The sequence below is a fragment of the Rhizobium sp. AG207R genome (assembly GCF_027109195.1).
Lineage (GTDB): Bacteria > Pseudomonadota > Alphaproteobacteria > Rhizobiales > Rhizobiaceae > Rhizobium > Rhizobium dioscoreae.
Genome location: NZ_JAEPVT010000003.1, coordinates 204470 through 227412, shown reverse-complemented (window position 1 = coordinate 227412; position 22943 = coordinate 204470). Strand labels below are relative to the sequence as shown.

At 61.1% G+C, this 22943-nt stretch carries 23 protein-coding genes; 8 read left to right on the top strand and 15 right to left on the bottom strand.

What is annotated here, in order from left to right:
* Window positions 1–28 precede the first annotated feature (28 nt).
* Window positions 29–931, top strand: coding sequence for an EamA family transporter (locus JJQ51_RS08620; RefSeq protein ID WP_269244574.1), 903 nt, complete (start codon window positions 29–31; stop codon window positions 929–931).
* A gap of 141 nt (window positions 932–1072) precedes the next feature.
* Here JJQ51_RS08620 and JJQ51_RS08615 read toward each other — a convergent pair whose 3' ends face one another.
* From JJQ51_RS08615 to ffh, 10 genes are all read right to left on the bottom strand, one after another.
* Complete coding sequence (locus JJQ51_RS08615; RefSeq protein ID WP_269244573.1) at window positions 1073–2953, bottom strand: ABC transporter ATP-binding protein; 1881 nt, start codon at window positions 2951–2953, stop codon at window positions 1073–1075.
* A 257-nt stretch (window positions 2954–3210) separates the two neighbouring features.
* Window positions 3211–4620, bottom strand: a complete 1410-nt coding sequence (gene leuC, locus JJQ51_RS08610) for a 3-isopropylmalate dehydratase large subunit (RefSeq protein ID WP_269244572.1) — start codon at window positions 4618–4620, stop codon at window positions 3211–3213.
* A 269-nt stretch (window positions 4621–4889) separates the two neighbouring features.
* Window positions 4890–5768: an amino acid ABC transporter permease gene (locus JJQ51_RS08605; RefSeq protein WP_113330861.1), complete on the bottom strand. Its 879-nt coding sequence runs from the start codon at window positions 5766–5768 to the stop codon at window positions 4890–4892.
* A gap of 34 nt (window positions 5769–5802) precedes the next feature.
* Window positions 5803–6600, bottom strand: coding sequence for a transporter substrate-binding domain-containing protein (locus JJQ51_RS08600; protein ID WP_269244571.1), 798 nt, complete (start codon window positions 6598–6600; stop codon window positions 5803–5805).
* 324 nt (window positions 6601–6924) lie between these two features.
* Window positions 6925–7461 carry a 50S ribosomal protein L19 gene (rplS, locus tag JJQ51_RS08595; protein WP_069614778.1) on the bottom strand — a complete coding sequence of 179 codons (537 nt, stop codon included), beginning with the start codon at window positions 7459–7461 and terminating at the stop codon, window positions 6925–6927.
* A 269-nt stretch (window positions 7462–7730) separates the two neighbouring features.
* Window positions 7731–8423 carry a tRNA (guanosine(37)-N1)-methyltransferase TrmD gene (gene trmD, locus JJQ51_RS08590; protein WP_269244570.1) on the bottom strand — a complete coding sequence of 231 codons (693 nt, stop codon included), beginning with the start codon at window positions 8421–8423 and terminating at the stop codon, window positions 7731–7733.
* A gap of 24 nt (window positions 8424–8447) precedes the next feature.
* Window positions 8448–9029, bottom strand: a complete 582-nt coding sequence (gene rimM, locus JJQ51_RS08585) for a ribosome maturation factor RimM (RefSeq protein ID WP_269244569.1) — start codon at window positions 9027–9029, stop codon at window positions 8448–8450.
* A 185-nt stretch (window positions 9030–9214) separates the two neighbouring features.
* Complete coding sequence (rpsP, locus tag JJQ51_RS08580) at window positions 9215–9574, bottom strand: 30S ribosomal protein S16 (protein ID WP_069614776.1); 360 nt, start codon at window positions 9572–9574, stop codon at window positions 9215–9217.
* Window positions 9575–9698: 124 nt separating this feature from the next.
* Window positions 9699–10001, bottom strand: coding sequence for a chorismate mutase (locus tag JJQ51_RS08575; RefSeq protein WP_069614775.1), 303 nt, complete (start codon window positions 9999–10001; stop codon window positions 9699–9701).
* A gap of 15 nt (window positions 10002–10016) precedes the next feature.
* Window positions 10017–11597 (bottom strand): signal recognition particle protein, encoded by a 1581-nt coding sequence (ffh, locus tag JJQ51_RS08570; protein WP_269244568.1) that lies wholly within the window; start codon window positions 11595–11597, stop codon window positions 10017–10019.
* 378 nt (window positions 11598–11975) lie between these two features.
* Between ffh and JJQ51_RS08565 the strand changes: the two genes are divergently transcribed.
* On the top strand, window positions 11976–12965 hold the full coding sequence (locus tag JJQ51_RS08565) for a hypothetical protein (protein ID WP_269244567.1): 990 nt from the start codon (window positions 11976–11978) through the stop codon (window positions 12963–12965).
* Window positions 12962–13978: an MBL fold metallo-hydrolase gene (locus JJQ51_RS08560; RefSeq protein ID WP_269244566.1), complete on the top strand. Its 1017-nt coding sequence runs from the start codon at window positions 12962–12964 to the stop codon at window positions 13976–13978. Before JJQ51_RS08565 ends, JJQ51_RS08560 begins: the two co-directional genes overlap by 4 nt.
* A 173-nt stretch (window positions 13979–14151) precedes the next feature.
* Here JJQ51_RS08560 and JJQ51_RS08555 read toward each other — a convergent pair whose 3' ends face one another.
* The gene (locus tag JJQ51_RS08555; protein ID WP_162746327.1) at window positions 14152–14595 is read right to left on the bottom strand and encodes an SRPBCC family protein; all 444 of its coding nucleotides are present in this window, start codon (window positions 14593–14595) and stop codon (window positions 14152–14154) included.
* 430 nt (window positions 14596–15025) lie between these two features.
* On the opposite strand from JJQ51_RS08555, the gene dapF reads away from it, so the two are divergent.
* The 5 genes from dapF to JJQ51_RS08530 are packed head-to-tail and all read left to right on the top strand — an operon-like array spanning window position 15026 to window position 20101.
* A complete protein-coding gene (gene dapF / locus JJQ51_RS08550) occupies window positions 15026–15931 on the top strand; it encodes a diaminopimelate epimerase (protein ID WP_069614770.1) in 906 nt (301 codons plus the stop codon).
* Window positions 15928–17202, top strand: coding sequence for a tRNA (N(6)-L-threonylcarbamoyladenosine(37)-C(2))-methylthiotransferase MtaB (mtaB, locus tag JJQ51_RS08545; protein ID WP_269244565.1), 1275 nt, complete (start codon window positions 15928–15930; stop codon window positions 17200–17202). The genes dapF and mtaB overlap by 4 nt, the downstream gene beginning before the upstream one ends.
* A gap of 18 nt (window positions 17203–17220) precedes the next feature.
* Complete coding sequence (gene ftsY / locus JJQ51_RS08540; RefSeq protein ID WP_269244564.1) at window positions 17221–18786, top strand: signal recognition particle-docking protein FtsY; 1566 nt, start codon at window positions 17221–17223, stop codon at window positions 18784–18786.
* Window positions 18787–18836: 50 nt separating this feature from the next.
* Entirely contained in the window at window positions 18837–19514 is a 678-nt protein-coding gene (locus tag JJQ51_RS08535) for a septation protein A (protein ID WP_269244563.1), read from the top strand.
* Window positions 19511–20101, top strand: coding sequence for a DUF2585 domain-containing protein (locus JJQ51_RS08530; protein WP_112723486.1), 591 nt, complete (start codon window positions 19511–19513; stop codon window positions 20099–20101). The genes JJQ51_RS08535 and JJQ51_RS08530 overlap by 4 nt, the downstream gene beginning before the upstream one ends.
* A gap of 356 nt (window positions 20102–20457) precedes the next feature.
* Here the strand turns inward: JJQ51_RS08530 and JJQ51_RS08525 are convergent, their stop codons facing one another.
* From JJQ51_RS08525 to ccmB, 4 genes are all read right to left on the bottom strand, one after another.
* Window positions 20458–21069 (bottom strand): DsbE family thiol:disulfide interchange protein, encoded by a 612-nt coding sequence (locus tag JJQ51_RS08525; RefSeq protein WP_269244562.1) that lies wholly within the window; start codon window positions 21067–21069, stop codon window positions 20458–20460.
* Window positions 21066–21239: a heme exporter protein CcmD gene (gene ccmD, locus JJQ51_RS08520; protein ID WP_113330744.1), complete on the bottom strand. Its 174-nt coding sequence runs from the start codon at window positions 21237–21239 to the stop codon at window positions 21066–21068. The genes JJQ51_RS08525 and ccmD overlap by 4 nt, the downstream gene beginning before the upstream one ends.
* A gap of 1 nt (window position 21240) precedes the next feature.
* Window positions 21241–21999, bottom strand: coding sequence for a heme ABC transporter permease (locus JJQ51_RS08515; protein ID WP_113330743.1), 759 nt, complete (start codon window positions 21997–21999; stop codon window positions 21241–21243).
* A gap of 79 nt (window positions 22000–22078) precedes the next feature.
* On the bottom strand, window positions 22079–22738 hold the full coding sequence (gene ccmB, locus JJQ51_RS08510; RefSeq protein ID WP_269244561.1) for a heme exporter protein CcmB: 660 nt from the start codon (window positions 22736–22738) through the stop codon (window positions 22079–22081).
* Between the last annotated feature and the right edge of the window lie 205 nt (window positions 22739–22943).

The following is a 22943-nucleotide window of genomic DNA, read 5'->3' as shown; positions in this document are numbered from 1 at the left end:
AGGTCGAGATAAATTCGAGGCCAAGATCATGAACCGCAATCTCGACCTGTTGCTGACCGCCATCGCGCCGGCGATCTGGGGCAGCACCTATCTGGTAACGACGCAACTGCTGCCGGCGGGCTATCCCCTCACGGTCGCTATGCTGCGCGCCCTGCCGGCCGGGCTGCTGCTGCTTGTGATCGTGCGGCGGCTGCCGCGCGGGATCTGGTGGTTGAAAACGCTGGCCCTCGGCGCACTGAACTTCTCCGTCTTCTGGTGGCTGCTGTTCATTTCGGCCTATCGCCTGCCCGGTGGTGTGGCAGCGACGGTCGGTGCAGTCCAGCCGCTGATCGTCATCGTGCTGGCGCGCTTGCTGCTGGGATCGCCGATCCGCAGCCTTTCGATTGTTGCCGCCATTGCCGGCATCGGCGGTGTCGCACTGCTGATTCTGACGCCGAATGCGACGCTCGATCCGATCGGCATCGCTGCTGGCATCGGCGGTGCCTTCTCCATGGCGGCGGGAACCGTGCTCAGCCGCCGCTGGCGGCCCGATGTCTCGCCGCTGACCTTTACGGCATGGCAGCTGACGGCCGGCGGCATGCTGTTGCTGCCGGTGGCGCTGCTGCTTGAGCCACCGCTGCCGCATCTGACCGGCGCCAACATTCTCGGCTTCGCCTATCTCGGGCTGATCGGCGCAGCACTCACCTATATTCTCTGGTTTCGGGGTCTGTCGCGGCTCGAGCCTTCGATGGTCTCGCCGCTTGGCTTCCTCAGCCCGACGATGGCGGTGATCCTGGGTTGGGCCGTGCTCGGCCAGCAGCTGAGCCCGATGCAGATCTTCGGCATTGTCGTCGTGCTCGGCAGCGTCTGGCTGAGCCAGCGGGCGCAGCAGGCTCCATCCACCGAAAAATCAACACCTACCGGGCGCCCCGCAGCCGCGTCGAGGGGATAGAAGGCTGCTAAGGCGCTTGGCGATTTTTCAGATTCGCTCGCCGCGCTCGGGGCTCGTGATTTTGCGCATGTCGTTATCGTAAAACCGCTTCGTATTTTTCGCGACATGCTTGAGGCAGCAGTTGCCTGTAGACTTCTGACATCAGCTCGTAGACGATGTCGGCAGGAGTTCGTTGATGTCTTCGGGAATGAAGCCGCCGGTCTGGCGTTTCCACAGGCGGGCAAACAGGCCATTCTGTTCGGCCAGTTCTTCGGGCCTGCCTTCTTCTACGATGCGCCCGTGATCAAGCACAACGATGCGGTCCATCTTCGCAATGGTTGAAAGGCGATGAGCGATGGCAATCACTGTCTTGCCCTCCATCACCAAATTGAGCCTATCCTGGATGGCGGCTTCGGATTCGCTGTCCAGCGCCGAGGTTGCCTCATCCAGCACCAGGATCGGTGCGTCTTTCAACAGGGCGCGGGCGATGGCCACGCGCTGGCGCTGGCCGCCGGAAAGCTTGATGCCGCGGTCGCCGACGAAGGCGTCATAGCCCTTGCGGCCTTCGCTGTCTGCGAGATCGGCAATGAAGGCATCGGCGCTAGCCATTTTCGCGACCTCCTCAATTTCGTTCTTGGTCGCCTCCGGCCGTCCGTAGCGGATATTGTCACCGACCGAACGATGCAGCAGCGCCACATCTTGCGCGATGACGCCGATCGCGCGGCGAAGACTTGCCTGCGTGATGGCGCGGATATCCTGCCCGTCGATCAGGATCGCGCCGTCCTTAATATCGTAGAAGCGCAGGAGCAGGTTGGCGAGCGTCGTCTTACCCGCGCCTGAGAGGCCAACGAGGCCGACCTTTTCGCCCGGCCGCACCGTCAGCGAAAGGTCATTGATGACGGGCTTGCCAGATTTGTAGGCGAAACGAACATTCTCGAAGCGGATTTCACCGTTCGGGACGACAAGATCCCGCGCGTCCGGCCGGTCGGTAATGGTAGGCGGCGTCGTCATGACTGGCATGGCGTCCTTGATCGTGCCGATCGCCTGGAAGATCTGCTGGCCCATCTGCAGGAAAGTAAATGTGTGACCGGAGAGGCGGTTGAGAACATAAACGGCGGCGGTGAATTCGCCGATCGTGACGAAGCCATCCACGAGTCCGGTAAAGCCGATCGACAGGATAGCCAGCCAGTGCATCATGTTGAGAACGACGACGATGACCTCAGCGGTACGGTAGATGCGTTGTTCGCTCTGCTGAGCTTCGATAGCCTTGCCGATTATGCCTCTGATGGCGCCGGCCTCGCTGTCTTCCGCGGCGAATTGCTTGACCATTTGCATATTGGCGTAGAGATCGGTAATCGCGCCGGAAATCAGGCTGCGACGCTTGGCCGAGCGGCGTGAGCGCTCAGTGAAGACAGGTGCCAGCCTGACGGCGAGAAGCACGTTGAGCGTGATCCAGATGATGGACGGAAGGGCGAGCTGCCAGGAGAGCGCGCCCAGAAGGATGACGGAGCCGACCATCTGCATGATAAAGCGCGGAATGGACTGGAAGGCCGAAACGACCTGCTGCTGGACGGCTGAGGCTACCTGCTGCAGGCGCGAGGCGACCTGGCCGGCATAAAGATCGTGGAAGAAGGCGAGATCCTGCCGCTCCACCGCCCTGTGGCCCTGCCATTGAATGGCGGCCGGCATGCCGATCCCAAGCGTATGCGAGTTCAACGTATTGACGAGGAAAGAGCCAATCGGGATGCAGGGGAAAAGCATCAGCCCAAGGAAGATCAGCAGCATCCGGTCGTTATGCAGGAAAGCGGCAGCACCCTGCTGCGTGACACCATCAACAATGACGGACAGGCCCCAAACGATGGTCAGGCTCATGACTTCAATCGCCATGGTGCAGAGGGCGAGCGTGATCAGGATTCCGCGAAACATCAGGACGAAGTGAAGAAGGACGGTCCATGGCCCCTTCGATGGCAGTGGCCGATAGGGAATATCGAGCGGCCGGATCAACCTTTCGAAAGGGCGGTAGATCTTATCTGAAATCGACATGGGCCTCTCGGATCAAAAATCGGGAGGAGCGCGGGGAATGAGTCAGACGGGCCGCATAAAATCATCTTCCGGCTGCAATCTCAAATAGAAATTTCAGAAATATAAGACGAGCGGGTGTCGCGAAAACCGGGCCTGAGACGATACGGCTAAGAGCTGTCGCTGAATTCTGAGATAGACGGCTCAGGTGGGAGAATTTTCACAGCAGACAAAAAAGGCGGCTCGGAGGCCGCCTTTTGCAGTCAATCAATCGAAGCAGATCAGTTCCACTCGCGGATATCGACGAAGTGACCGGCGATCGCGGCGGCGGCGGCCATAGCCGGCGAAACCAGATGCGTGCGGCCCTTGAAGCCCTGGCGGCCTTCGAAGTTGCGGTTCGAGGTCGAAGCGCAGCGCTCGCCCGGCTTCAGGCGGTCGTCGTTCATGGCGAGGCACATGGAACAGCCAGGCTCGCGCCAATCGAAGCCGGCAGCCTTGAAGATCTTGTCGAGGCCTTCAGCTTCCGCCTGTTCCTTCACGAGGCCGGAGCCCGGAACGATCATGGCGTTGACCGTGGAAGCCACCGTCTTGCCTTCGACGACCTTGGCGACAGCGCGCAGGTCTTCGATGCGGCCGTTGGTGCACGAGCCGATGAAGACGCGATCGATGTTGATCTCGGTCATCGGCGTGCCCGGCTTCAGGCCCATATAGTCGAGCGCACGCCACTTGGAAGCGCGCTTGGTTTCGTCTTGGATCTCATCCGGATTCGGAACGATACCCTGAATAGAGATGACGTCCTCCGGCGAGGAGCCCCAGGACACGATCGGCGGCAGGTTGGCGGCATCAAGCTTGACGATGCGGTCGTAATGTGCGCCCTCATCCGACTTCAGCGTCTTCCAGTAGGCGATCGCCTGCTCCAGCGCTTCGCCCTTGGGCGCGCGCGGCTTGCCCTTGATGTATTCGAAGGTGACCTCGTCCGGAGCGATCAGGCCGGCGCGGGCGCCGCCTTCGATCGACATATTGCAGATGGTCATGCGGCCTTCCATCGACAGCGAGCGAATGGCTTCACCGGCATATTCGATGACGTAGCCGGTGCCGCCCGCGGTGCCGATCTCGCCGATGATGGCGAGGATGATGTCCTTGGCGGTGACGCCCGGCGGCAGCTGGCCGTCGACCTGCACCAGCATGTTCTTCGCCTTCTTCTGGATCAGAGTCTGCGTGGCGAGCACATGCTCGACCTCGGAGGTGCCGATGCCATGGGCGAGCGAGCCGAAGGCGCCGTGGGTCGAAGTGTGGCTGTCGCCGCAGACGATGGTCATGCCGGGCAGGGTGAAGCCCTGCTCGGGGCCGATGATGTGGACGATCCCCTGGCGCTTGTCGTTTTCGGAGTAGTATTCCACGCCGAATTCGGCAGCGTTCTTGGCGAGCTGTTCGACCTGGATGCGGCTTTCCTCGTTCTTGATGCCGAGGTGGCGATCCGGCGAGGTCGGCACGTTGTGGTCGACAACGGCCAGCGTCTTTTGCGGGGCGTGAACCTTGCGGCCGCTCATGCGCAGGCCTTCGAAAGCCTGCGGCGACGTCACCTCGTGAACGAGATGGCGGTCGATATAGAGAAGACAGGTGCCGTCTTCCTGGCTGTCGACCAGATGGTCGTCCCAGATTTTGTCGTACAGTGTGCGTGGAGCGCTCATGGCTACAGATCCATATTGGCATTATCGAAGATGGGGATTGACGGATCAGGACCGCCGGCCTCGGGTGTGATCAGCGAAGTCGGCTGTTGAGCGCGCCCGAAATCATCGCAAAGAAACGTGCCGGCAGGCGCTTGTGGTCCTGCAGCACGAAAGCCGTGACGCAACGTCCGTCTTTGCTCATGATCTTACTCATGGCCATGCTCATATCAATTTTCAAAACCTTCGGCAATGGCGACGATAGGCAGTATCGGTACGGTCGCCTTTGGCCATCACACCTGCGCGCCGGGTGGCTGGCCCGCCGCTAGGCGGGGGAAGGCGGAGCGATCGCTGCCCGAGCGCCGGCGCATCCAGGCTTCGAGCTGCCTGAGCAGCAGCGACAGGCCGATCGTCAGCAGCAGGTAGATGAAGGCGAGGATCGACAGCGTCTCGAAGTAGCGGAAATTGGCCGAGTAATAGAGCTTGGCGAGCTGGCTGATATCGGCGACCCCGAGCACTGATACCAGTGAGCTGTCCTTCACCATGGCGATGAAATCGTTCGACAGCGGCGGCAAGATGACGCGGATCGCCTGAGGGAAGACGACGAGGCGGAAGCGCTGGAAGCGGGTAAGGCCCAGCGCCTTTGCCGCTTCGATCTGGCCCTGGTCCACCGCCTGGATGCCGGCGCGAAAGATTTCAGCGATGAAGGACGAATAGCCAATCGTCAGCGCGATGATCGTGCGCCAGACGAAAGGCACATCGCGGGTGACGAGCGGTGTCGTCCAGCCAGCGGAGGCCAATGGAGACGTGATGAAATTATAGACAGCGACGAAGGCCGGCGTGCCGACGAAGGCGACATAGGAGAGCAGCACCAGCATCGGGATGCCGCGCACGATCTCGATATAGAAGCGCGCCATCTGCCTGAGCACGAGGAAATCGGAAAGGCCCAGCAGTGCCAGTGCCAGGCCGAGCAGCATGGCCAGCGTAAAGGCGACCAGCGTCACGAAGACCGTGACGCCGATGCCATTCAGCAGAAGAGAGAAAATCTGGGCATAGAGGCCGTTCGCCGCAATTGCGAATGAGGCGGCGATGCCGAGGATAGCGAGGGCGACCAGCCACCAGGGAAAGTCTTCCTTGCCGCGGTGCCCGCCCGGACCTGCCAAAGGTGCCATCAGAGCGGGCTTCCAATATATCGGTCTTCAGAGCTCATTGGCCCATCTTGTAGTCGAGGAACCACTTCTTGTTCAGCGCGTCGAGCGTGCCATCAGCCTTGAGGCTGGCGATGGCGGCATTGATCGGGGTGACGAGATCGGAACCCTTCTGGAAGATAAAGCCGAAATCCTCGGTGCCGAGCGGGCCGCCGACCAGCTTCAGACCGCCGTTGGAGGCATCGACATAGCCCTTGCCGGCGGTACCATCGGTCAGCACCATGTCGACGTCTCCCGTCTTCAGTGCCTGCACTGTCGCACCGAAGGTTTCGAAGGTCTTGATGCGCGGGTTCTGCTCGTTGCCGTCGAGGACTTCATAGACGGCGGTGTAGAAGGGCGTCGTGCCCGGCTGCGCGCCGATCAGGGCCTCCTTGACCGCGGCGAAGCTCTTGGCATCGGTGAAGCGCTTCTCGTCGCCACGCACGAGCATGAACTGCTGCGAGCGCATATAGGGATCCGAGAAATCGACCTTCTGCTTGCGGTCTTCCTTGATGGTGATGCCGGTCATGCCGATATTGTATTGGCCTTCGGAAACGGCCTGGATCATCGCGTCCCAGCTGGTGTTCTGGTACTCGACCTTGAAGTTCAGACGCTTGGCGATCTCGTTCATCGCGTCATATTCCCAGCCGATCGCCTTGTTCGTCTTTGGGTCGATGAACTGCAACGGCGGATAGGCGTTCTCTGTGACGACGACGACGGTCCTGCCGTTCAGGTTCGGCAGATCGGCGGCGAAGGCGGCGAAAGGTGCAAGCACGAGGGCGCCAAGGCCCAGAAGGAACGAACGACGGAATGCCATGAAAATCTCCCCGATTAGAGCATGATGCCGAAAAGTGTCAGCGGTTTTCGGACGACATCATGCTCTCATTATTTGATTCTGGCGCTGATTCAGATTTGGGGTCGATTTGACCTAAAATCATCCAACGCCAGGCTGGCGGAAAACTGTCATATTTGGAAAGCTGCTGGCAAGGCTGTTGCCTTGGCTGCAATCAGAAAAATGGAAAAGCAACTCTAAAACAGACGGCTGACGGAGAAATTTCCGTTTGTCGGACGCCAACGGCTGGAAGCAAAAAGGCGACCCGAGGGCCGCCTTCAAGCTTTGCGATCCCAAGTGGATCGAAACTTATTCTGCTGCCGGTTCGGCTGCAGCAGCAGCTTCTGCAGCTGCCTTTGCTTCTGCGGCTTCGGCTGCTGCCTTCTCGGCTGCGAGCGCCTGAGCGGCTGCAACCTTCTCGGCTTCGATGCGTGCCTTCTCATCGGCCAGAGCCTGACGCTCGGCATCGTTGAGCTTGCGGGCGCGAGTGCCGGTGTTTTCGACGATACGGGCAGCCTTACCGCGCAGGTCGCGCAGGTAGTAAAGCTTGGCGCGACGGACCTTACCGCGGCGAACGACTTCGACGCTTTCGATCATCGGCGAGTAAACCGGGAATACGCGCTCGACGCCTTCGCCGTAGGAGATCTTGCGAACGGTGAAGTTTTCCTGCAGGCCGCCGCCGGAGCGAGCGATGCAAACGCCTTCATAGGCCTGAACGCGGGTACGGTTGCCTTCCGTGACCTTCACGTTGACGCGAACGGTGTCGCCAGCGGAAAATTCGGGAAGCGTGCGTTTGGCTTCGATCTTGGCAGCCTGTTCGGCTTCCAACTGCTGAATGATGTTCATAGTATCAACCTCGTTGTTGGTTCAACAGCCAGAGCGCTCATCATTCTATCTTTGGTCGGACCCGGAGATCACGCCTCGGATAATATGCCCGTTCAGGCAGGAGCGAATACGTCTGCTCTTCTTTGCTGGTTGATGGGAAACTTCCCATGCCGGGCGCGCACATACCCTATTGTCACGCCTTTGTCACCCCTTGCGGCTGAATTAAGTGGCGATTAGCGCCAGTTTTGCGGCGCGCTTGAACCAATGTCGTTCATCCAGACGTGTTGTCGCTACTTCTTTCGCAACTCGTCCAGCAAATCCGGCCGCCGCTCTTTCGTCAGCTTCTCAGCCTGCTCCCTCTGCCATTTGGCGATCGCCGCGTGATTGCCAGAGGTGAGAATGGCGGGGATCTCTCGGCCCTCCCAGATTTGCGGGCGGGTATAGTGCGGGTGTTCCAGCAGGCCGCCTTCGAAGCTTTCGTGCAGGCCGGAAAGATCATTGCCCATGACGCCGGGCAGGATGCGGACGATAGCGTCGAGCAGGATAAGGGCGGCCGGCTCGCCGCCCGAGAGGATATAGTCGCCAATCGAGACTTCCTCGAGGCCACGGCCGTCGATGACGCGCTGGTCGACGCCTTCGAAGCGGCCGCAGACGATGATGACGCCATCGCCGCCTGCAAGCTCGCGCACGCGCTTTTGCGTCAGCGGCTTGCCGCGAGGGCTCATCAGCAGGCGGGGGCGGCTGTCGTTTTCGCTGGCATGGTCAATCGCGCGGGCAAGAACGTCAGGCTTCAGCACCATGCCGGCGCCACCGCCGGCCGGCGTGTCGTCGACGGTGCGGTGCTTGTCGGTGGCGAAATCGCGGATCTGCACGGTGTCCAGCGACCATTGCCCGCGTTCCATCGCCTTGCCGGCAAGCGACGTGCCGAGATGGCCGGGAAACATCTCGGGATAGAGCGTCAGGATAGTCGCCCGAAAACTCATGGCGCGGTCACTTCCCAATAAGGATCACTTCTTCGGCTTGCCTTGGGGCTTTTCCGGCTTTGCCGGCTTGCCGATAAGATCGTCGGGGTTGTCGATCAGGCCGGCGGCCAGCGGATCGATCAGGATCTTGCCGCCCTCGAGATCGATTTCGAGCACGGCGGCTTCGGAAAAGGGGATCAGCACGGGCCGCTTGCCCGGCCCCTTCAGCTCCAGCAGGTCGCCCGCACCGAAATCATAGATGCCGCTGACGGTGCCGTAGCCGACGCCCTGGTCGTCGACGGCTTCCAGCCCTTCGAGATCGGTGTAGAAGAATTCGTCGTCGTCGAGCTCGTCATCCGGCAGGTTGTCGCGCTCGACATAGAGTTCCAGGCCGTTCAGTGCCTCGGCGGCATTGCGGTCGTTGATGCCGCGAAAGCGCACGATGACGACATTCTTGGCCTCGCGGATTTCCAGAACTTCGAAGCTGCGGCCATCCATGCTGTGCAGGTGGCCGTAATCGCCAAGCGCGGTCGGATCGGATGTATAGGCGCGGGCACGCACCTCGCCCCTCAGGCCCTGTGCGGCGCCGATGGTGGCCATCAATACCGGATTTTGCAGTTTCGTCATGGTCTCTTCGCCGATTGCCGGGATTATGCAGCAGATCCAAAATGCTACAGCGACCGACCTTGGCACTCATTTGTGACACGCGGCGCTGTCTTTGGTTCTCTCATAGGCTGAACATTTGCCGATGGGAAACAAAAAACGGGCGGCATGTCGCCATGCCACCCGTTTTCAATCAATGCGGGGTCCGATTACTCGGAAGCAGCAGCGGCGTCAGCAGCCTTCTGTGCCTTTTCGGCAGCGCGCTCCTGAGCCTTCTTGCCCGGCTTTGCCTTTTCCGGGTTATTCTTGGCTTCGCGCTTTGCGATGCCGGCTTCGTTGAGGAAGCGCAGAACGCGGTCGGTCGGCTGTGCGCCGTGGTCGAGCCAGTGCTTGATGCGTTCGACCTTCAGTTCAACGCGCTTGGCGTCGTCCTTGGCAAGCATCGGGTTCCAGGAGCCCAGAGTCTCCAGGAAACGGCCGTCGCGCGGCGAGCGAGCGTCGGCTACGACAACGTGGTAGTACGGGCGCTTCTTGGAGCCACCGCGGGCGAGACGAATTTTCAATGCCATGTTCATTCTCCTTAGGCTTTTCTTGACCGCTTCGTTGTGCGGTATGGTTACGTCGCGCTGCTTTTTTCTTGCTGCGTGATCCCCTGAAAACGTCCTGCGTCTTCGGGATCATGCGGCCAGGGGGTTACCCTTTGAAATCCGCAGCGATCTGTTCATGATGCCGGATGACTTCCTTGATGACGAAGTTCAGGAACTTCTCGGCGAAATCCGGGTCCAGATTGGCGTCCTTTGCCAGGCGGCGCAGACGCTCGATCTGAAATTCTTCGCGTGCCGGGTCGGCCGGCGGCAGGTCGTACTTGGCCTTCAGCACGCCGACCTCTTTGGTGCAGCGGAAGCGCTCGGCCAGCATGTGCACCAGTGCAGCATCGATATTGTCGATCGACTGGCGGTATTTGCCCAGTTGGGCTTTGACGTCTGGATCAATCATGGTCAGCGATCCCTCTCACTTCTTCTTCGGCAAACCGGGGAGGCCCGGGAAACCACCGCCGAGACCAGGCAGCTTGGCGCCGCCGAGGCCCGGCAAACCGCCCCCGCCACCCAGGCCAGGCAAACCACCCGGCAGGCCGCCGGGACGGCCGAGGCCAGCTGCTTCGGCCTGCTTCTGCAGGGCTTCGAGCTGCTTGGGGTCGATGTTCGACAGGTCGGGCATGCCGCCCATACCGCCGCCGAGACCCATCTTGCCGGCAAGGCCGCCCATCAGCTGCTTCATCATGCCGCCTTTGCCCTTGCCGCCCATCATCTTCATCATGTCGGCCATCTGGCGGTGCATTTTCAGAAGCTTGTTGATGTCGGAGGCATCGGTGCCGGAGCCGGCTGCGATGCGCTTCTTGCGGGAATGCTTGAGGAGATCCGGATTGGCGCGCTCGGCCTTGGTCATCGAGGAGATGATGGCGAGCTGGCGCTTGAACAGGCGGTCGTCGAGGCCGGCAGCAGCCATCTTGTCCTTCATGCCGGACATGCCGGGCATCAGGCCCATAATGCCGCCCATGCCGCCCATCTTCTGCATCTGCTTCAGCTGGTCGGCCAGATCGTTCAGATCAAACTTGCCCTTGGCCATCTTGGCGGCCATGGCGGCTGCCTTTTCGGCGTCAATATTTTCGGCCGCCTTCTCGACGAGCGAGACGATGTCGCCCATGCCGAGGATACGGTCGGCGATACGGCGGGGATGGAATTCCTCCAGCTCGCCCATCTTTTCGCCGACGCCGATCAGTTTGATCGGCTTGCCGGTGATTGCGCGCATCGAAAGGGCGGCACCGCCGCGGCCGTCGCCGTCCATGCGGGTCAGCACGAGGCCGGTAATGCCGACGCGCTCGTCGAAATTGCGGGCGAGATTGACGGCGTCCTGACCGGTCAAGCTATCGGCGACCAGCAGGATTTCGTGCGGATTGGATTTCTTCTTGATATCCGCCATCTCGACCATGAGCGGCTCGTCGATATGCGTACGGCCGGCGGTGTCGAGGATGACGACGTCATGGCCGCCGAGCTTGGCGGCCTGCACGGCGCGCGCGGCAATGTCGGTCGGCGACTGGCCCGCGATGATCGGTAGCGTGTCGATACCGGTCTGCACGCCGAGCTGGCGCAGTTGCTCCTGCGCGGCCGGACGGCGCGTGTCCAGCGAGGCCATCAGGACCTTCTTGCGGTCGCGGCTGGTCAGGCGGTTGGCGATCTTGGCCGTGGTAGTGGTCTTACCCGAGCCCTGCAGGCCGACCATCATGACGACGACCGGGGCGGGCGCATTCAGGTCGATGCCGACGCCTTCGCCGCCGAGCATCTCGATCAGCTCGTCATGGACGATCTTGACGACCATCTGACCGGGCTTGATCGACTTCAGGATTTCGGCGCCGACGGCCTTTTCGCGGACGCGATCGGTAAAGGAGCGCACGACGTCAAGCGCCACGTCGGCTTCGAGCAGCGCGCGGCGAACCTCGCGCAGTGCCGCGGAAACATCGGCTTCCGAAAGCGCGCCGCGGCCTGTCAGTCCATTCAGAATGGAACCAAGACGGTCCTGGAGGTTTTCAAACATCGTTTCTTCCTTATCGATCGCTTGGGATTTGGACTTGGCGCAAGTTTGCGCGGTTCCTCGCCCGAAAACGTCGTGCTTTTCCATGACGAAAACAAGACGCAAAGCCAAAAAGCACCCGAGGGCGCATCGCGCTGTCGGGTGTTGACCTCCGGGATCTCTTTATACCTTAATGGGTCCCGGTCGGTGGCTCGGAGGCTTGTGCTCGTCGCAGATTGCGGGCGATAAACAGGAAAAGGCCGGCAAAGTCAACCCAAGGCGGCCGAAATGCCTGAAATGCACGGATGACATCACAATATCGATGTCGATTTGACCATACCACCGTCTTCGAATTGTTGTATCGATCCCCGGCCGCCAAATGATTCCCCGAGACAGTTCCGAATGAATGATGCAGCCCTGACCGATCTCCTCGCCGCCTGCCGAAACTATGCCGGTGGCCGGGTCGACGCCCGTTTCAACGCGGTGGCGCAGGCCTTCTACGCGACTGCCGTGGCCCAGCCGAAGATCGCGGCGCGGGCAGCGCGCGAGCTTGGCCGCCTGCCGCCACCGGGTGCTGCGATCCTTGCCAATATGCTCGGCACCATCGTCGAGAAGGGTGGCGCGGTGGAGCGCAGCGGTCCGGCCGTATGGGAGCTTTATCTGGCCTGGCTGCCGCAGATCCATCGCGGCTTTGCCGGCAGCAAGGAGCTGAGCCCGCGGCAAAGGCAGTTGTTCGACGCCTTCCAGCTGCTTGGCCAATCGGCGGTTTCGCATCTTTCCGGCATGCCGGAGCAGCGTAAGCTTGCGGCTGGCGACAAGGCGCTGATGGCGCAGCTTGCCGAACTGCAGGATTATACGCCGGGTGCCGCCTGGGTCCGTCAGGTGCTGTTGAGCCGCAGCGACGATCTGCTGGTGCTGCATCTACCGAGCCGCCAGGGCTTTCGTCTGCGGTATGAGAATATCGTCAATTGCTTTCATCTGTTCACGCTTATCCAGGCAGCCTTCGGCGAGAGATTGCCGGGCGGCCGTACGCCCAACAGGTTCATTGTCGATATGGCGCGCTGCGTGACCGTGGCAGAAGAGGGCAATGACGAGCCTTGGTGGTGCTATCAGACGATGCGGCCGGATGAGCCAGCTCTTGTCGACATTTCCGGCGAGGCCTCTGTCGAGACGATTTCGCGCATCGATGGCCGGCAGGTCATCCTGCTTTCCCCGCCGGTGGCAGGCGCGGCATTGTGGGACACGAGTTTCTTCACGCCGCAGCTATTCGCAATGCCGGCGAACGTCGTGCTCGATGAGGCGCTGACGACGCAGAAGGTGGTGGAATGGCTCGCCAGGATTGGTGTGCCGGCCGGCGAAGCGACGGGCGCGCAAGGAGCGGACAAGGCATGACAAGCTCATCCCGCTCGGCTAGGAAAAACCCCTACTATCAGGGTCCGGTATCCGACCACTTCGATGGCCAACGTTTCTTCAATCCCGGCGGCGTCGAGCCTGGCGGCGCGTTCGATCTTTTGCGCTGGCAGCTCGGCGGCGGGAGGGTGCGCTGGCCCCATCCTGTCATCAGCGCCTTTCCGCTGGCCAAGCCCGACCGGCATGTCTTCGGCAATCAGATGCGGGTGACTATGGTCGGGCACGCCTCGATGCTGGTGCAGATTGCAGGAATGAACGTTCTGACTGACCCGGTCTGGTCGGAGCGGGTGAGCCCCTTCCGCTCCGTCGGGCCGAAGCGCGTGGTGCCGCCTGGCATCCGCTTCGAGGACCTGCCACATATCGACCTCGTGCTGGTGACGCATAATCACTACGACCATCTCGATCTCGTGACCCTTGCCCGCCTGCAGCAGGCGCACCGGCCAAAGATCGTCACGCCGCTCGGCAACGACACGATCATCCGCCGCGCCGTTCCAGATGCCGACATCACTGTTGTCGACTGGGGCGATCGTATCGCCCTCAAGGCCGGTGTGATCATCGATGTCGGACCTTGCCATCACTGGTCGGCGCGCGGCATGGGCGACCGGCGCATGGCGCTCTGGGCGGCGTTCGTGCTCAACACGCCAGCGGGCAAGATCTACCATGTCGGTGATACGGGCTTTCACGACGGCATCAATTATGAGGCCGCCCGGCAAAAACATGGCGGCTTCCGCCTCGCAATCCTGCCGTTCGGCGCCTATGAGCCGCGCTGGTTCATGAAGGGCCAGCACCAGAATCCGGAAGAGGCGGTGAAGGGCATGAAGCTCTGCAATGCAGCCTATGTCGCCGGTCATCATTTCGCGACCTTCCAGCTGACGGACGAGGGCATCGATGCGCCCGTTCAGGCGCTGGATGCCGCGCTGAAGGCCGAGGGTGTGGAGCCGGATCGCTTTCGCCCGCTCCGGGCTGGCGAAGTTTTCGATGTGCCGATTGTGTGAGGGGGCGCCAAATATCCCTTCTCCCCCTGGGGAGAAGGTGGCCCGAAGGGTCGGATGAGGGGGTTAAGTCGCCTCGAATTCATTGAGTTCAGTGTGCTCGGGCAAGCTCCCTCATCCGCCTGTCGGCACCTTCTCCCCGAGGGGAGAAGGATTGCGTCGTGCGTCGGCGAGCCTTACTGCTTAATCTCAGGCTCGACCAGTTTCGCCAGATTGATCAGCGATTCCTGCCAGCCGAGATAGCAGGCTTCCGGCGGGATGACATCGGGTACGCCCGCCTGTGTGATGTTGACCTCGGTTCCGACGAGAACCTTCTTCAAGGTCACGGTCACTTCCATTTCGCCGGGTAGGTTCGGATCGTCGAACTTGTCGGTGTAGCGCACAAGTTCGCCCGGGATCAGTTCGCGGAAATCGCCGCCGAAAGAGTGGCTCTCGCCGGTCGTGAAGTTGCGGAACGACATCTTAAACGTGCCGCCGACTTTTCCCTCGAAGTGGTGCACGCTGCAGGTAAAGCCGTTCGGCGGCAGCCACTTGGCAAGTGCGTCGGCCTCGATAAATGCGCGATAGACCTTTTCCGGGCTGGTGGCCAGAACGCGGTGCAGGCGTATGGTGTTCGGCATGGTCATAATCCCTATGGTTTGACGGAGTGGACGAGCCTAGGACGTGGCAGCTTTTGATAATCCGACATCGATGGATGATTTTTTCTCGAAATGAATTCCGTCAAGGTTTCTGGGTGAGGTCTTCGCTGTGGTCAAAGGACGAGCCACCCGCCCTCGTGGTTCGAGACGGCCCTGCAGGCCTCCTCACCATGAGGGCTAATCTCTTGTGTCGACCATACATTTCCGGAAACTAGGCACTGCAGCACAAATCATGGCGCAGCGACGATGTTAACCCCGCCTCATCCTGAGGTGCGGAGCTCGAAGAGCGAAGCCTCGAAGGATAGAGACGGCCCGGATCACTCTGGTAAATCTTGAAAGTGCCGTCCTTCACGCACCACTGGTAATTCCCCCGCATTTCCGCCATATACAGCTCGACAACAGGAATGATCTCATGAGCAATACGGTCGAATTCGCGAGGATGAACGGGCTTGGCAACAAGATCCTGGTTATCGACATGCGCGGCCGCAAGGATGTGGTGACGCCCGCGGCGGCGATTGCGCTCAATGCCGATCCGGCCACCCAGTTCGACCAGATCATGGCGATCCACGATCCGAAGCTGCAGGGCACCGATGCCTGGATCGACATTCTGAACTGCGACGGAACCAAGGCGCAGGCCTGCGGCAACGGCACGCGCTGCGTCGTACAGGCGCTGGCGGCCGAAACCGGCAAGAAGGTTTTCACCTTCCAGACCGTCGCCGGAATCCTCAATGCCAGAGAGCATGAGGACGGCACGATCTCGGTCGATATGGGCACGCCCGTTTTTGACTGGGACAAGATCCCGCTTGCCGAGGAATTTTCCGATACCAGCCGCATCGAGCTGCAGATCGGGCCGATCGACAATCCGGTCCTGCATTCGCCTTCGGCGATGTCGATGGGCAATCCGCATGCGATTTTCTGGGTCGACAAGGACCCGATGTCCTTCGATCTCGATCGTTTCGGCCCGCTGCTCGAAAACCACCCGATGTTTCCCGAGCGCGCCAATATCACGCTCGCACAGGTGCTGTCCCCATCTTCGCTGCGTACCCGCACCTGGGAGCGCGGCGCCGGCCTGACACTTGCCTGCGGTTCGGCCGCTTGTGCTGCCGCCGTCAGCGCCGCGCGCACCGGCCGCACCGGCCGCAAGGTGACGATCGAGGTTGCCTCCGCACCCGCGCCGGGCAAGCTCACCATCGAATGGCTGGATAGTAACGACCATGTCGTGATGACCGGGCCTGCCGAATGGGAGTGGTCCGGCACCGTTGATCCGGTGACGGGCAGCTTTTCGCGCGATCCGGAGCAGGGGGCTCAGGCGCGGTGAGCGGGGTCGAGGTCATTACCTTCGGCTGCCGTCTCAATACCTATGAATCCGAAGTGATGAGGGCCGAGGCGGAGAAAGCCGGGCTCAACAATGCCATTCTGGTCAATACCTGCGCCGTGACGGGCGAGGCCGTGCGCCAGGCGCGGCAGGCAATCCGCCGCGCGCGGCGCGACAATCCGCATGCCCGCATCATCGTCACAGGCTGCGCCGCGCAGACCGAGAAGCAGACCTTCGCCGAAATGGCGGAAGTCGATGCCGTGCTCGGCAACGAGGAGAAGCTGAAGAGCGCCTCCTACCAGGCGCTTCCGGATTTCGGTGTGTCGGCCGAAGAGAAGCTGCGCGTCAACGACATCATGAGCGTGCGGGCGACTGCGCCGCAGATGATCCGCCATATCGATGGCCATGTGCGGGCTTTCATCCAGGTGCAGAACGGCTGCGACCACCGCTGCACCTTCTGCATCATTCCCTATGGCCGCGGCAATTCACGTTCGGTGCCGATGGGCGCTGTGGTCGATCAAGCCCGCAATCTCGTCGAAAGCGGCTATCGCGAAATCGTGCTGACCGGCGTCGATGCCACGAGCTATGGCGCCGACCTGCCGGGAACGCCGACGCTCGGCCTGCTTGCCAAGACGCTGCTGAAGCAGATTCCGGAGATCCGCCGGTTGCGTCTCTCCTCCATCGACAGCATCGAGGCCGACCGGCATCTGATGGATCTCATCGCCGACGAGCCGCGCTTCATGCCGCATCTGCATCTGTCGCTGCAGCATGGCGATGACATGATCCTCAAGCGCATGAAGCGGCGGCACTCGCGCACCGATGCTATCCGTTTCATCGAGGATGTGCGCCGTCTGCGCCCGGAGACGAGCTTCGGCGCCGATATGATCGCCGGCTTTCCGACAGAGACGGAAGAAATGTTTGCCAATGCTATCGGTCTCGCAGAGGAGGCCGGTATCGCGCATCTGCACGTCTTCCCTTATAGCCCACGCCCCGGTACACCGGCCGCCCGCATGCCGCAGCTCGATCGCGGCGTGATCAAGGAGCGCGCCGCCCGCCTGCGCGAGGCCGGGCAGAGATTGCACCAAGCCCATCTGGACAAGATGGTCGGCACACGGCAATGGCTGCTTGTGGAGAATGGCGGACTGGCGCATACGGAAAACTTCACGCTTGTCGCCGCTCCTGGCCTTTGCCCGCGCGACCTTGTGCAGGTCGCAATCACCGGCCACAATGGCAAGCATCTCGACATGCAACTTCTGGCCGCCGACGCGGCTTAATGCTTCAACGGACACTTCATGGCGCTCGGTTTCATTAAAAAAGTCTTCACCTTCGGCCGTGAGAAGCCGGCTGAGGAGCAGGCGCCTGCGGAGGATTTGGCGAGGGTTGAGGTGCCTGTTGTAGAACAGGAAGCGCCTGCTGTAGATGTTTCGCCGGCTTCCGAACCTGCCGAGCCTGCGCCGTCCCCCTCTGTCCCTTCGGGACATCTCCCCCACATGGGGGGAGATCGGTTGGAGGATGCCGCGCCGGCCGAGCAGGAGCAACAGGCTGAAAGCCAGGCAGATGCGTCTGACGCGAAGGAGATTGAGGCCGCTGAGGCTGCCCGTTCCCTCGAATCCGAGTCGGAAGAACAGCACGACGATCTTCAGGCGATCGAACCGGAGCAACCTGCCGATCCTGAAGCGAATGTAATTTCGGAAGAGCGCCCCAACGAACCAATCTCCCCCCTTGTGGGGGAGATGTCCGACAGGACAGAGGGGGGTGAGGAGGTTCCGACGAACTCGAAATCTTCGTCGGAAAGCATAGAAACCGAGGCCTCCCCGGAACCCTCATCCGAAAGCAGCGAACCCTCGGTCGGAGCCCCCATCCTCCCCAAAGGCTTCTCGACCGCCGCCTCCGCCCCTATACCCACCCCGGAAACCCCAAAACAAAAACTTTCCTGGTTCCAGCGCCTGCGCGCCGGGCTTGCGCGCACCTCGTCGCAGCTGACCGGCCAGATCGCGGCTCTCTTTACCAAGCGCAAGCTCGACGATCAGACGCTGCAGGATCTGGAGGATCTGTTGATCCAGGCCGATCTCGGCGTCGAAACGGCGATGCGTGTCACGGATACGCTGGCCTCCGAACGCTACGGCAAGGATGTGACGGGCGAAGATGTCGGTCGCATCATGGCGCAGGAAATCGCCAAGGTGCTGAAGCCGGTTGCCAAGCCGTTGCAGCTCGATCTCAGCCACAAGCCACATGTGATCCTCGTCGTCGGCGTCAACGGCACCGGCAAGACGACGACGATCGGCAAATTGGCGGCGAAGCTCTCCGGCGCGGGACTGAAGGTCACGCTGGCCGCCGGCGATACCTTCCGCGCCGCTGCGATCGAGCAATTGAAGATCTGGGCTGAGCGCACGAAATCGGACTTCATCGGCACCAAGCTCGGCGCAGACGCTGCCGGCCTCGCCTTCGATGCCTTCCAGCAGGCTAAGGCCAACAAGAGCGACGTGCTGATCATCGATACCGCCGGCCGCCTGCAGAACAAGGCGGAGCTGATGGCCGAGCTCGAAAAGATCGTGCGCGTCCTCGGCAAGCTCGATCCGGATGCACCGCATACGGTTTTGCAGACGCTGGATGCGACGACCGGCCAGAACGCCTTGAACCAGGTGGAAATCTTCCGCAATGTTGCCGGTGTGAACGGGCTAATCATGACCAAGCTCGACGGCACGGCGCGCGGCGGCATCCTTGTCGCCATCTCGGCCAAGCACAAGTTGCCGGTCTATTTCATCGGCGTCGGCGAAGGTGTAGACGATCTCGAGCCGTTCGAAGCCGAGGATTTTGCTCATGCCATCGCCGGTACGGGGGCTGTAAACAGCCAATGAATGACAAGAACAAATTCGATGATAAGTTTGATGACAGGGAAAGTGCCGCAATGACCACCAGCGACAGCGATCTCACCCCAAGTGCTGCCGACAGGCATCATCCGATGCTGAAGCTGGTGCTGGAGCTCGGGCCTTTGCTGGTGTTCTTCTTCGGCAATCTGCGCGGCGAGTGGCTGGCGCAGCATTTTCCGCAGCTGGCGGCGCTCGGCGGCCCGCTCTTCGTCGCCACCGGCCTGTTCATGGCAGCGACGGTGATCTCGCTCATCGTTTCGAAGGTCATGCTCGGCCATCTGCCGCTGATGCCCTTCGTCTCCGGCATCGTGGTGCTGATTTTCGGCGCGCTCGGCATCTATCTTCAGAACGAAACCTTCATCAAGATGAAGCCGACCATCGTCAATGCGCTGTTCGGCATTGTGCTGCTCGGCGGACTTGCTTTCGGTAAGTCGCTGCTCGGCTATGTCTTCAATGCCGCCTTCCAGCTCGATGCCGAGGGCTGGCGCAAGTTGACGCTGCGCTGGGGTATATTCTTCTTCGTTCTCGCCGTGCTCAACGAAGTCGTCTGGCGCGGCTCGAACTGGCTTTATCTTCCGGACACCAAGGCGGCGGATAATCTCTGGGTGAACTTCAAGGTCTGGGGGACGATGCCGATCACCATCCTCTTCACGCTGTCACAGATGCCGCTGATCATGAAGCACACGGTCGAGCCGCCGGTGGAAAACGGTAAATGAGCCAAGCCATCGACGCCCAAAGCCGCTATCGGCAACAGAGCTTCTGGTTCATCGCCTGCGCTGTCGTTTTGCTCGTGCAGATCGTCACCGAATACATGATGGGCCGTGTGCCGATCTGCACCTGCGGCTACGTGAAGCTTTTCGAGCCGGTGGTGAAATCCAGCGGCAATTCGCAGCACATCGCCGACTGGTATACGCCGTCGCACATCATCCACGGTTTCCTCTTCTTCGGTCTCACGCATCTGATCATGCGCGGCAAGCCGCTGTCGATGCGGCTCTTCGTTGCCATGCTGATCGAATCCGGCTGGGAAATCCTGGAAAATTCCCCGATCATCATCAACCGCTACCGCGCCGCAACGATCTCGCTCGACTATGTCGGCGACAGCATCCTCAATTCCTCGATGGATGCCGTGTTCATGGTCGTCGGCTTCCTGTTTGCCTGGCGCGCACCGGTGCTGGTGACGGTCGCCATCGCCATCTTCTTTGAGCTGCTCACCGGATATTTGATCCGCGATAATCTGACGCTCAACGTACTGATGCTGGTCTGGCCGGTTGAGGCGGTGAAGACCTGGCAGGGCGGGATTTAAGAGAGTTTTAAAGCTGGTCCTGTGGCCACCTCGTGGTTCGAGGCCCTATTGCTTGCGCTATGCTTCGGCGATAGGGCACCTCACCATGAGGTGGAGTGGTTCTCGCGGCGATTGGCCGCCAGCCTGGAGCATTTCCAGGAAAAGTGCGAAGCGGTTTTCCGTCCGGAATGCGCTTCAAAACAAGAAGATAGAGCGTTTTTCGCGATTCGAAGAAAAGCGGAAACGCTCTAGCCGCCCTGTGATCTGGGTGATCTCTGGATAACCAGGGAGATTAGCCCTCATGGTGAGGTGCGGAAGCACCCTGAGCTTGTCGAAGGGGGCGAACCACGAGGGCGGGCGGTGAAGCCGCTAGACGTTTAAGACGCCGGTTTCCCCTGCGCCTTCGCTATCGCCGGATAGAGCCCTTCCTTCAAACTTGTCGGCGTAAACGGACCGACCTGCTTGTAGAGGATCGTGCCGTCGGGCGAGACGAGATAGGATTCCGGGATGCCGTAGACGCCCCAGTCGATGGCGGCGGAGCCGTTCGGGTCGATGCCGATGGCGTTATAAGGGTTGCCGAGTTCGCCGAGGAAGCGAAGGGCGTTCTCGCTCGTATCCTTATAATTGATCGCCACGATGTTGAGCTGACCGCCCTTGGCGAGCTCCTTCAGCACCGGATGCTCGTCGCGGCAGGGGACGCACCATGAGGCGAAGACGTTGACGAGCGTCAGCTTGCCCTTGATGGCGTCGTCGGTGAGCGCCGGTAGGTTGGAGCCTTCGAGAGGTGGGAGCGCGAGCTTCGGCGCCTTGGTGCCGATCAGGGCCGAGGGAATGGCCGATATATCAGTGCCGTGCACTTCCTGATCGTACATGACCTTGCCGACGGCGAAGGCGATGCAGGCAAAGACGATCAGCGGGATCAGCGCCAGCAGATAGCGCGCGGTGCCGCTCGATTTCGGCTGATCCTTGTTATCGGCATCCGTGGTCATTTCGTCTCGCTTTCGGCCGCGCGTTGCGAGCGGCGGCGGATGCCGGAGGCCTCCAATGCGGCGAGCTCGCGACGTCGTAGGCGTCCATCGATCCATATCCACGCAATGATGGCGAGGATCATGAAGGCGGCAAAGCCATAGGAGCCAAAGACGTAAAAGGGATGGGACATTCTAATCCTCCCGGCTCGCCAGGCGCGCGGCTATACGGCGCTGGGTGGCGATGCGGCGCCGCCAGATCTCGTTGCGGATCGCCATCAGGTGCAGCGTGAAGAACAGCAGCGTGAAGGCGAGCGCCATGGTGAAGAGCGGCCAGAGGAATTCCGCGGCGATGGCCGGGCCATCCATGCGCATGATGCTTTCCGACTGATGCAGCGTGTTCCACCAGTCCACGGAGAATTTGATGATCGGAATATTGATGAAGCCGACCAGTGTCAGGATCGAGGCGACGCGGGCAGCTTTTGATGGATCGTCCATGGCGCGGTTCAGCGCGATCAGGCCGAGATACATCAGGAAGAGGATGAAGACCGAGGTCAGGCGTGCATCCCAGACCCAATAGGTGCCCCACATCGGCTTGCCCCAGAGCGAACCGGTGACCAGCGCGATCAGCGTGAAGGCGGCGCCGAGCGGTGCCGCCGTCTTGCCGGCGACATCGGCGAGCGGATGGCGCCAGACCAGCGTGCCGATCGCCGACATGCTCATGATCGTATAGCACATCATCGACAGCCAGGCGGCCGGAACGTGAATATACATGATGCGGACCGTATCGCCCTGCTGATAATCGCCTTCGGTCGTAAAGGACAGATAGAGGCCGATCGCGAAGAGCACGGCCGAGATGGCCGCTAGCCAGGGAATGAGACGCGCCGAGAAAGCCAGGAACCGCGTGGGATTGGCAAGGTCGGAAAATCGGCTGATCGCAGTGATATCGCTCATGCGGCTTGTTTAACCCGATATGGCATTTCCGGCAATCGACCGCATTGTCCCGGATGGACGAAACAGTATCTTATTGCGATCAATCAGTCGTGTTCCGCAGGGCAAGAGCAGCAGCGGCCGGGCCGAGGACGGCGAAGAACAAGGTGAGCGCGATCAGGATCAGGAAGGGCGGCAGGAACGGCTGCGGCCCTTCGACGGCGGCATAGGTGGCGCTGACGCCGAAGATTAGCACCGGAATGGTGAGCGGCAACACCAGAATGGAGACCAGTAGCCCGCCGCGCGGCAAGGCCACGGCGACCGCAGCACCGACCGCGCCGATGAAGGTGATCGCCGTCGAGCCGACGAGCAGCGTCAGCGCCGTCGCCCCGATTGCCGTCTCGTTCATATTCATAAAGAGGCCGAGCAGCGGCGAGGCAATGACGAGCGGCAGGCCTGTCGCCACCCAATGCGCTGTGCATTTGATGAAGACCGTCAGTACCAGCGGCGTTTCCTGCATGACGAGCAGATCGAGCGAGCCGTCGTCACGCTCGGCCTGGAACAGCCGATCAAGGCCGAGGAGGCTCGCCAGCAGCGCGCCGATCCAGACGATGGCCGGGCCGATGCGCGAGAGGAGCTTGAGGTCAGGCCCGACGCCGAAAGGGATGACGGCGACGACGGTGAGGAAGAAGAGGATGCCGATCAACGCCCCGCCGCCAGCGCGCACCGAAAGTCTGAGGTCGCGGAGGAAGAGGGCGGTCATGGGGAAATCCTGCCGTGCTGAAAGATACCCCCCTCTGTCGCTCTCGCGACATCTCCCCCACAAGGGGGGAGATTGGTAACTTGTGGCGCGTGCATGCCCTCTTCTGAGATCGAATCCGCAGATGGAGAAGCTGAGCTCGTTGGCTTTATGAGCAGACGCAGCAAACTCCCGCCAATCTCCCCCCTTGTGGGGGAGATGTCACGAA

Coding starts and splice junctions, on each gene's coding strand:
- JJQ51_RS08515 (WP_113330743.1), bottom strand. CDS start 21,999: ATGAGCGATATCACTGCGATCAGCCGATTTTCCGACCTTGCCAATCCC.
- JJQ51_RS08535 (WP_269244563.1), top strand. CDS start 18,837: ATGACCACCAGCGACAGCGATCTCACCCCAAGTGCTGCCGACAGGCAT.
- JJQ51_RS08530 (WP_112723486.1), top strand. CDS start 19,511: ATGAGCCAAGCCATCGACGCCCAAAGCCGCTATCGGCAACAGAGCTTC.
- JJQ51_RS08560 (WP_269244566.1), top strand. CDS start 12,962: ATGACAAGCTCATCCCGCTCGGCTAGGAAAAACCCCTACTATCAGGGT.
- trmD (WP_269244570.1), bottom strand. CDS start 8,423: ATGAGTTTTCGGGCGACTATCCTGACGCTCTATCCCGAGATGTTTCCC.
- rplS (WP_069614778.1), bottom strand. CDS start 7,461: ATGAACATCATTCAGCAGTTGGAAGCCGAACAGGCTGCCAAGATCGAA.
- rimM (WP_269244569.1), bottom strand. CDS start 9,029: ATGACGAAACTGCAAAATCCGGTATTGATGGCCACCATCGGCGCCGCA.
- ccmB (WP_269244561.1), bottom strand. CDS start 22,738: ATGACCGCCCTCTTCCTCCGCGACCTCAGACTTTCGGTGCGCGCTGGC.
- ftsY (WP_269244564.1), top strand. CDS start 17,221: ATGGCGCTCGGTTTCATTAAAAAAGTCTTCACCTTCGGCCGTGAGAAG.
- rpsP (WP_069614776.1), bottom strand. CDS start 9,574: ATGGCATTGAAAATTCGTCTCGCCCGCGGTGGCTCCAAGAAGCGCCCG.
- JJQ51_RS08615 (WP_269244573.1), bottom strand. CDS start 2,953: ATGTCGATTTCAGATAAGATCTACCGCCCTTTCGAAAGGTTGATCCGG.
- JJQ51_RS08600 (WP_269244571.1), bottom strand. CDS start 6,600: ATGGCATTCCGTCGTTCGTTCCTTCTGGGCCTTGGCGCCCTCGTGCTT.
- ffh (WP_269244568.1), bottom strand. CDS start 11,597: ATGTTTGAAAACCTCCAGGACCGTCTTGGTTCCATTCTGAATGGACTG.
- JJQ51_RS08525 (WP_269244562.1), bottom strand. CDS start 21,069: ATGACCACGGATGCCGATAACAAGGATCAGCCGAAATCGAGCGGCACC.
- JJQ51_RS08565 (WP_269244567.1), top strand. CDS start 11,976: ATGAATGATGCAGCCCTGACCGATCTCCTCGCCGCCTGCCGAAACTAT.
- JJQ51_RS08555 (WP_162746327.1), bottom strand. CDS start 14,595: ATGCCGAACACCATACGCCTGCACCGCGTTCTGGCCACCAGCCCGGAA.
- JJQ51_RS08575 (WP_069614775.1), bottom strand. CDS start 10,001: ATGATTGATCCAGACGTCAAAGCCCAACTGGGCAAATACCGCCAGTCG.
- JJQ51_RS08605 (WP_113330861.1), bottom strand. CDS start 5,768: ATGGCACCTTTGGCAGGTCCGGGCGGGCACCGCGGCAAGGAAGACTTT.
- JJQ51_RS08620 (WP_269244574.1), top strand. CDS start 29: ATGAACCGCAATCTCGACCTGTTGCTGACCGCCATCGCGCCGGCGATC.
- dapF (WP_069614770.1), top strand. CDS start 15,026: ATGAGCAATACGGTCGAATTCGCGAGGATGAACGGGCTTGGCAACAAG.
- ccmD (WP_113330744.1), bottom strand. CDS start 21,239: ATGTCCCATCCCTTTTACGTCTTTGGCTCCTATGGCTTTGCCGCCTTC.
- leuC (WP_269244572.1), bottom strand. CDS start 4,620: ATGAGCGCTCCACGCACACTGTACGACAAAATCTGGGACGACCATCTG.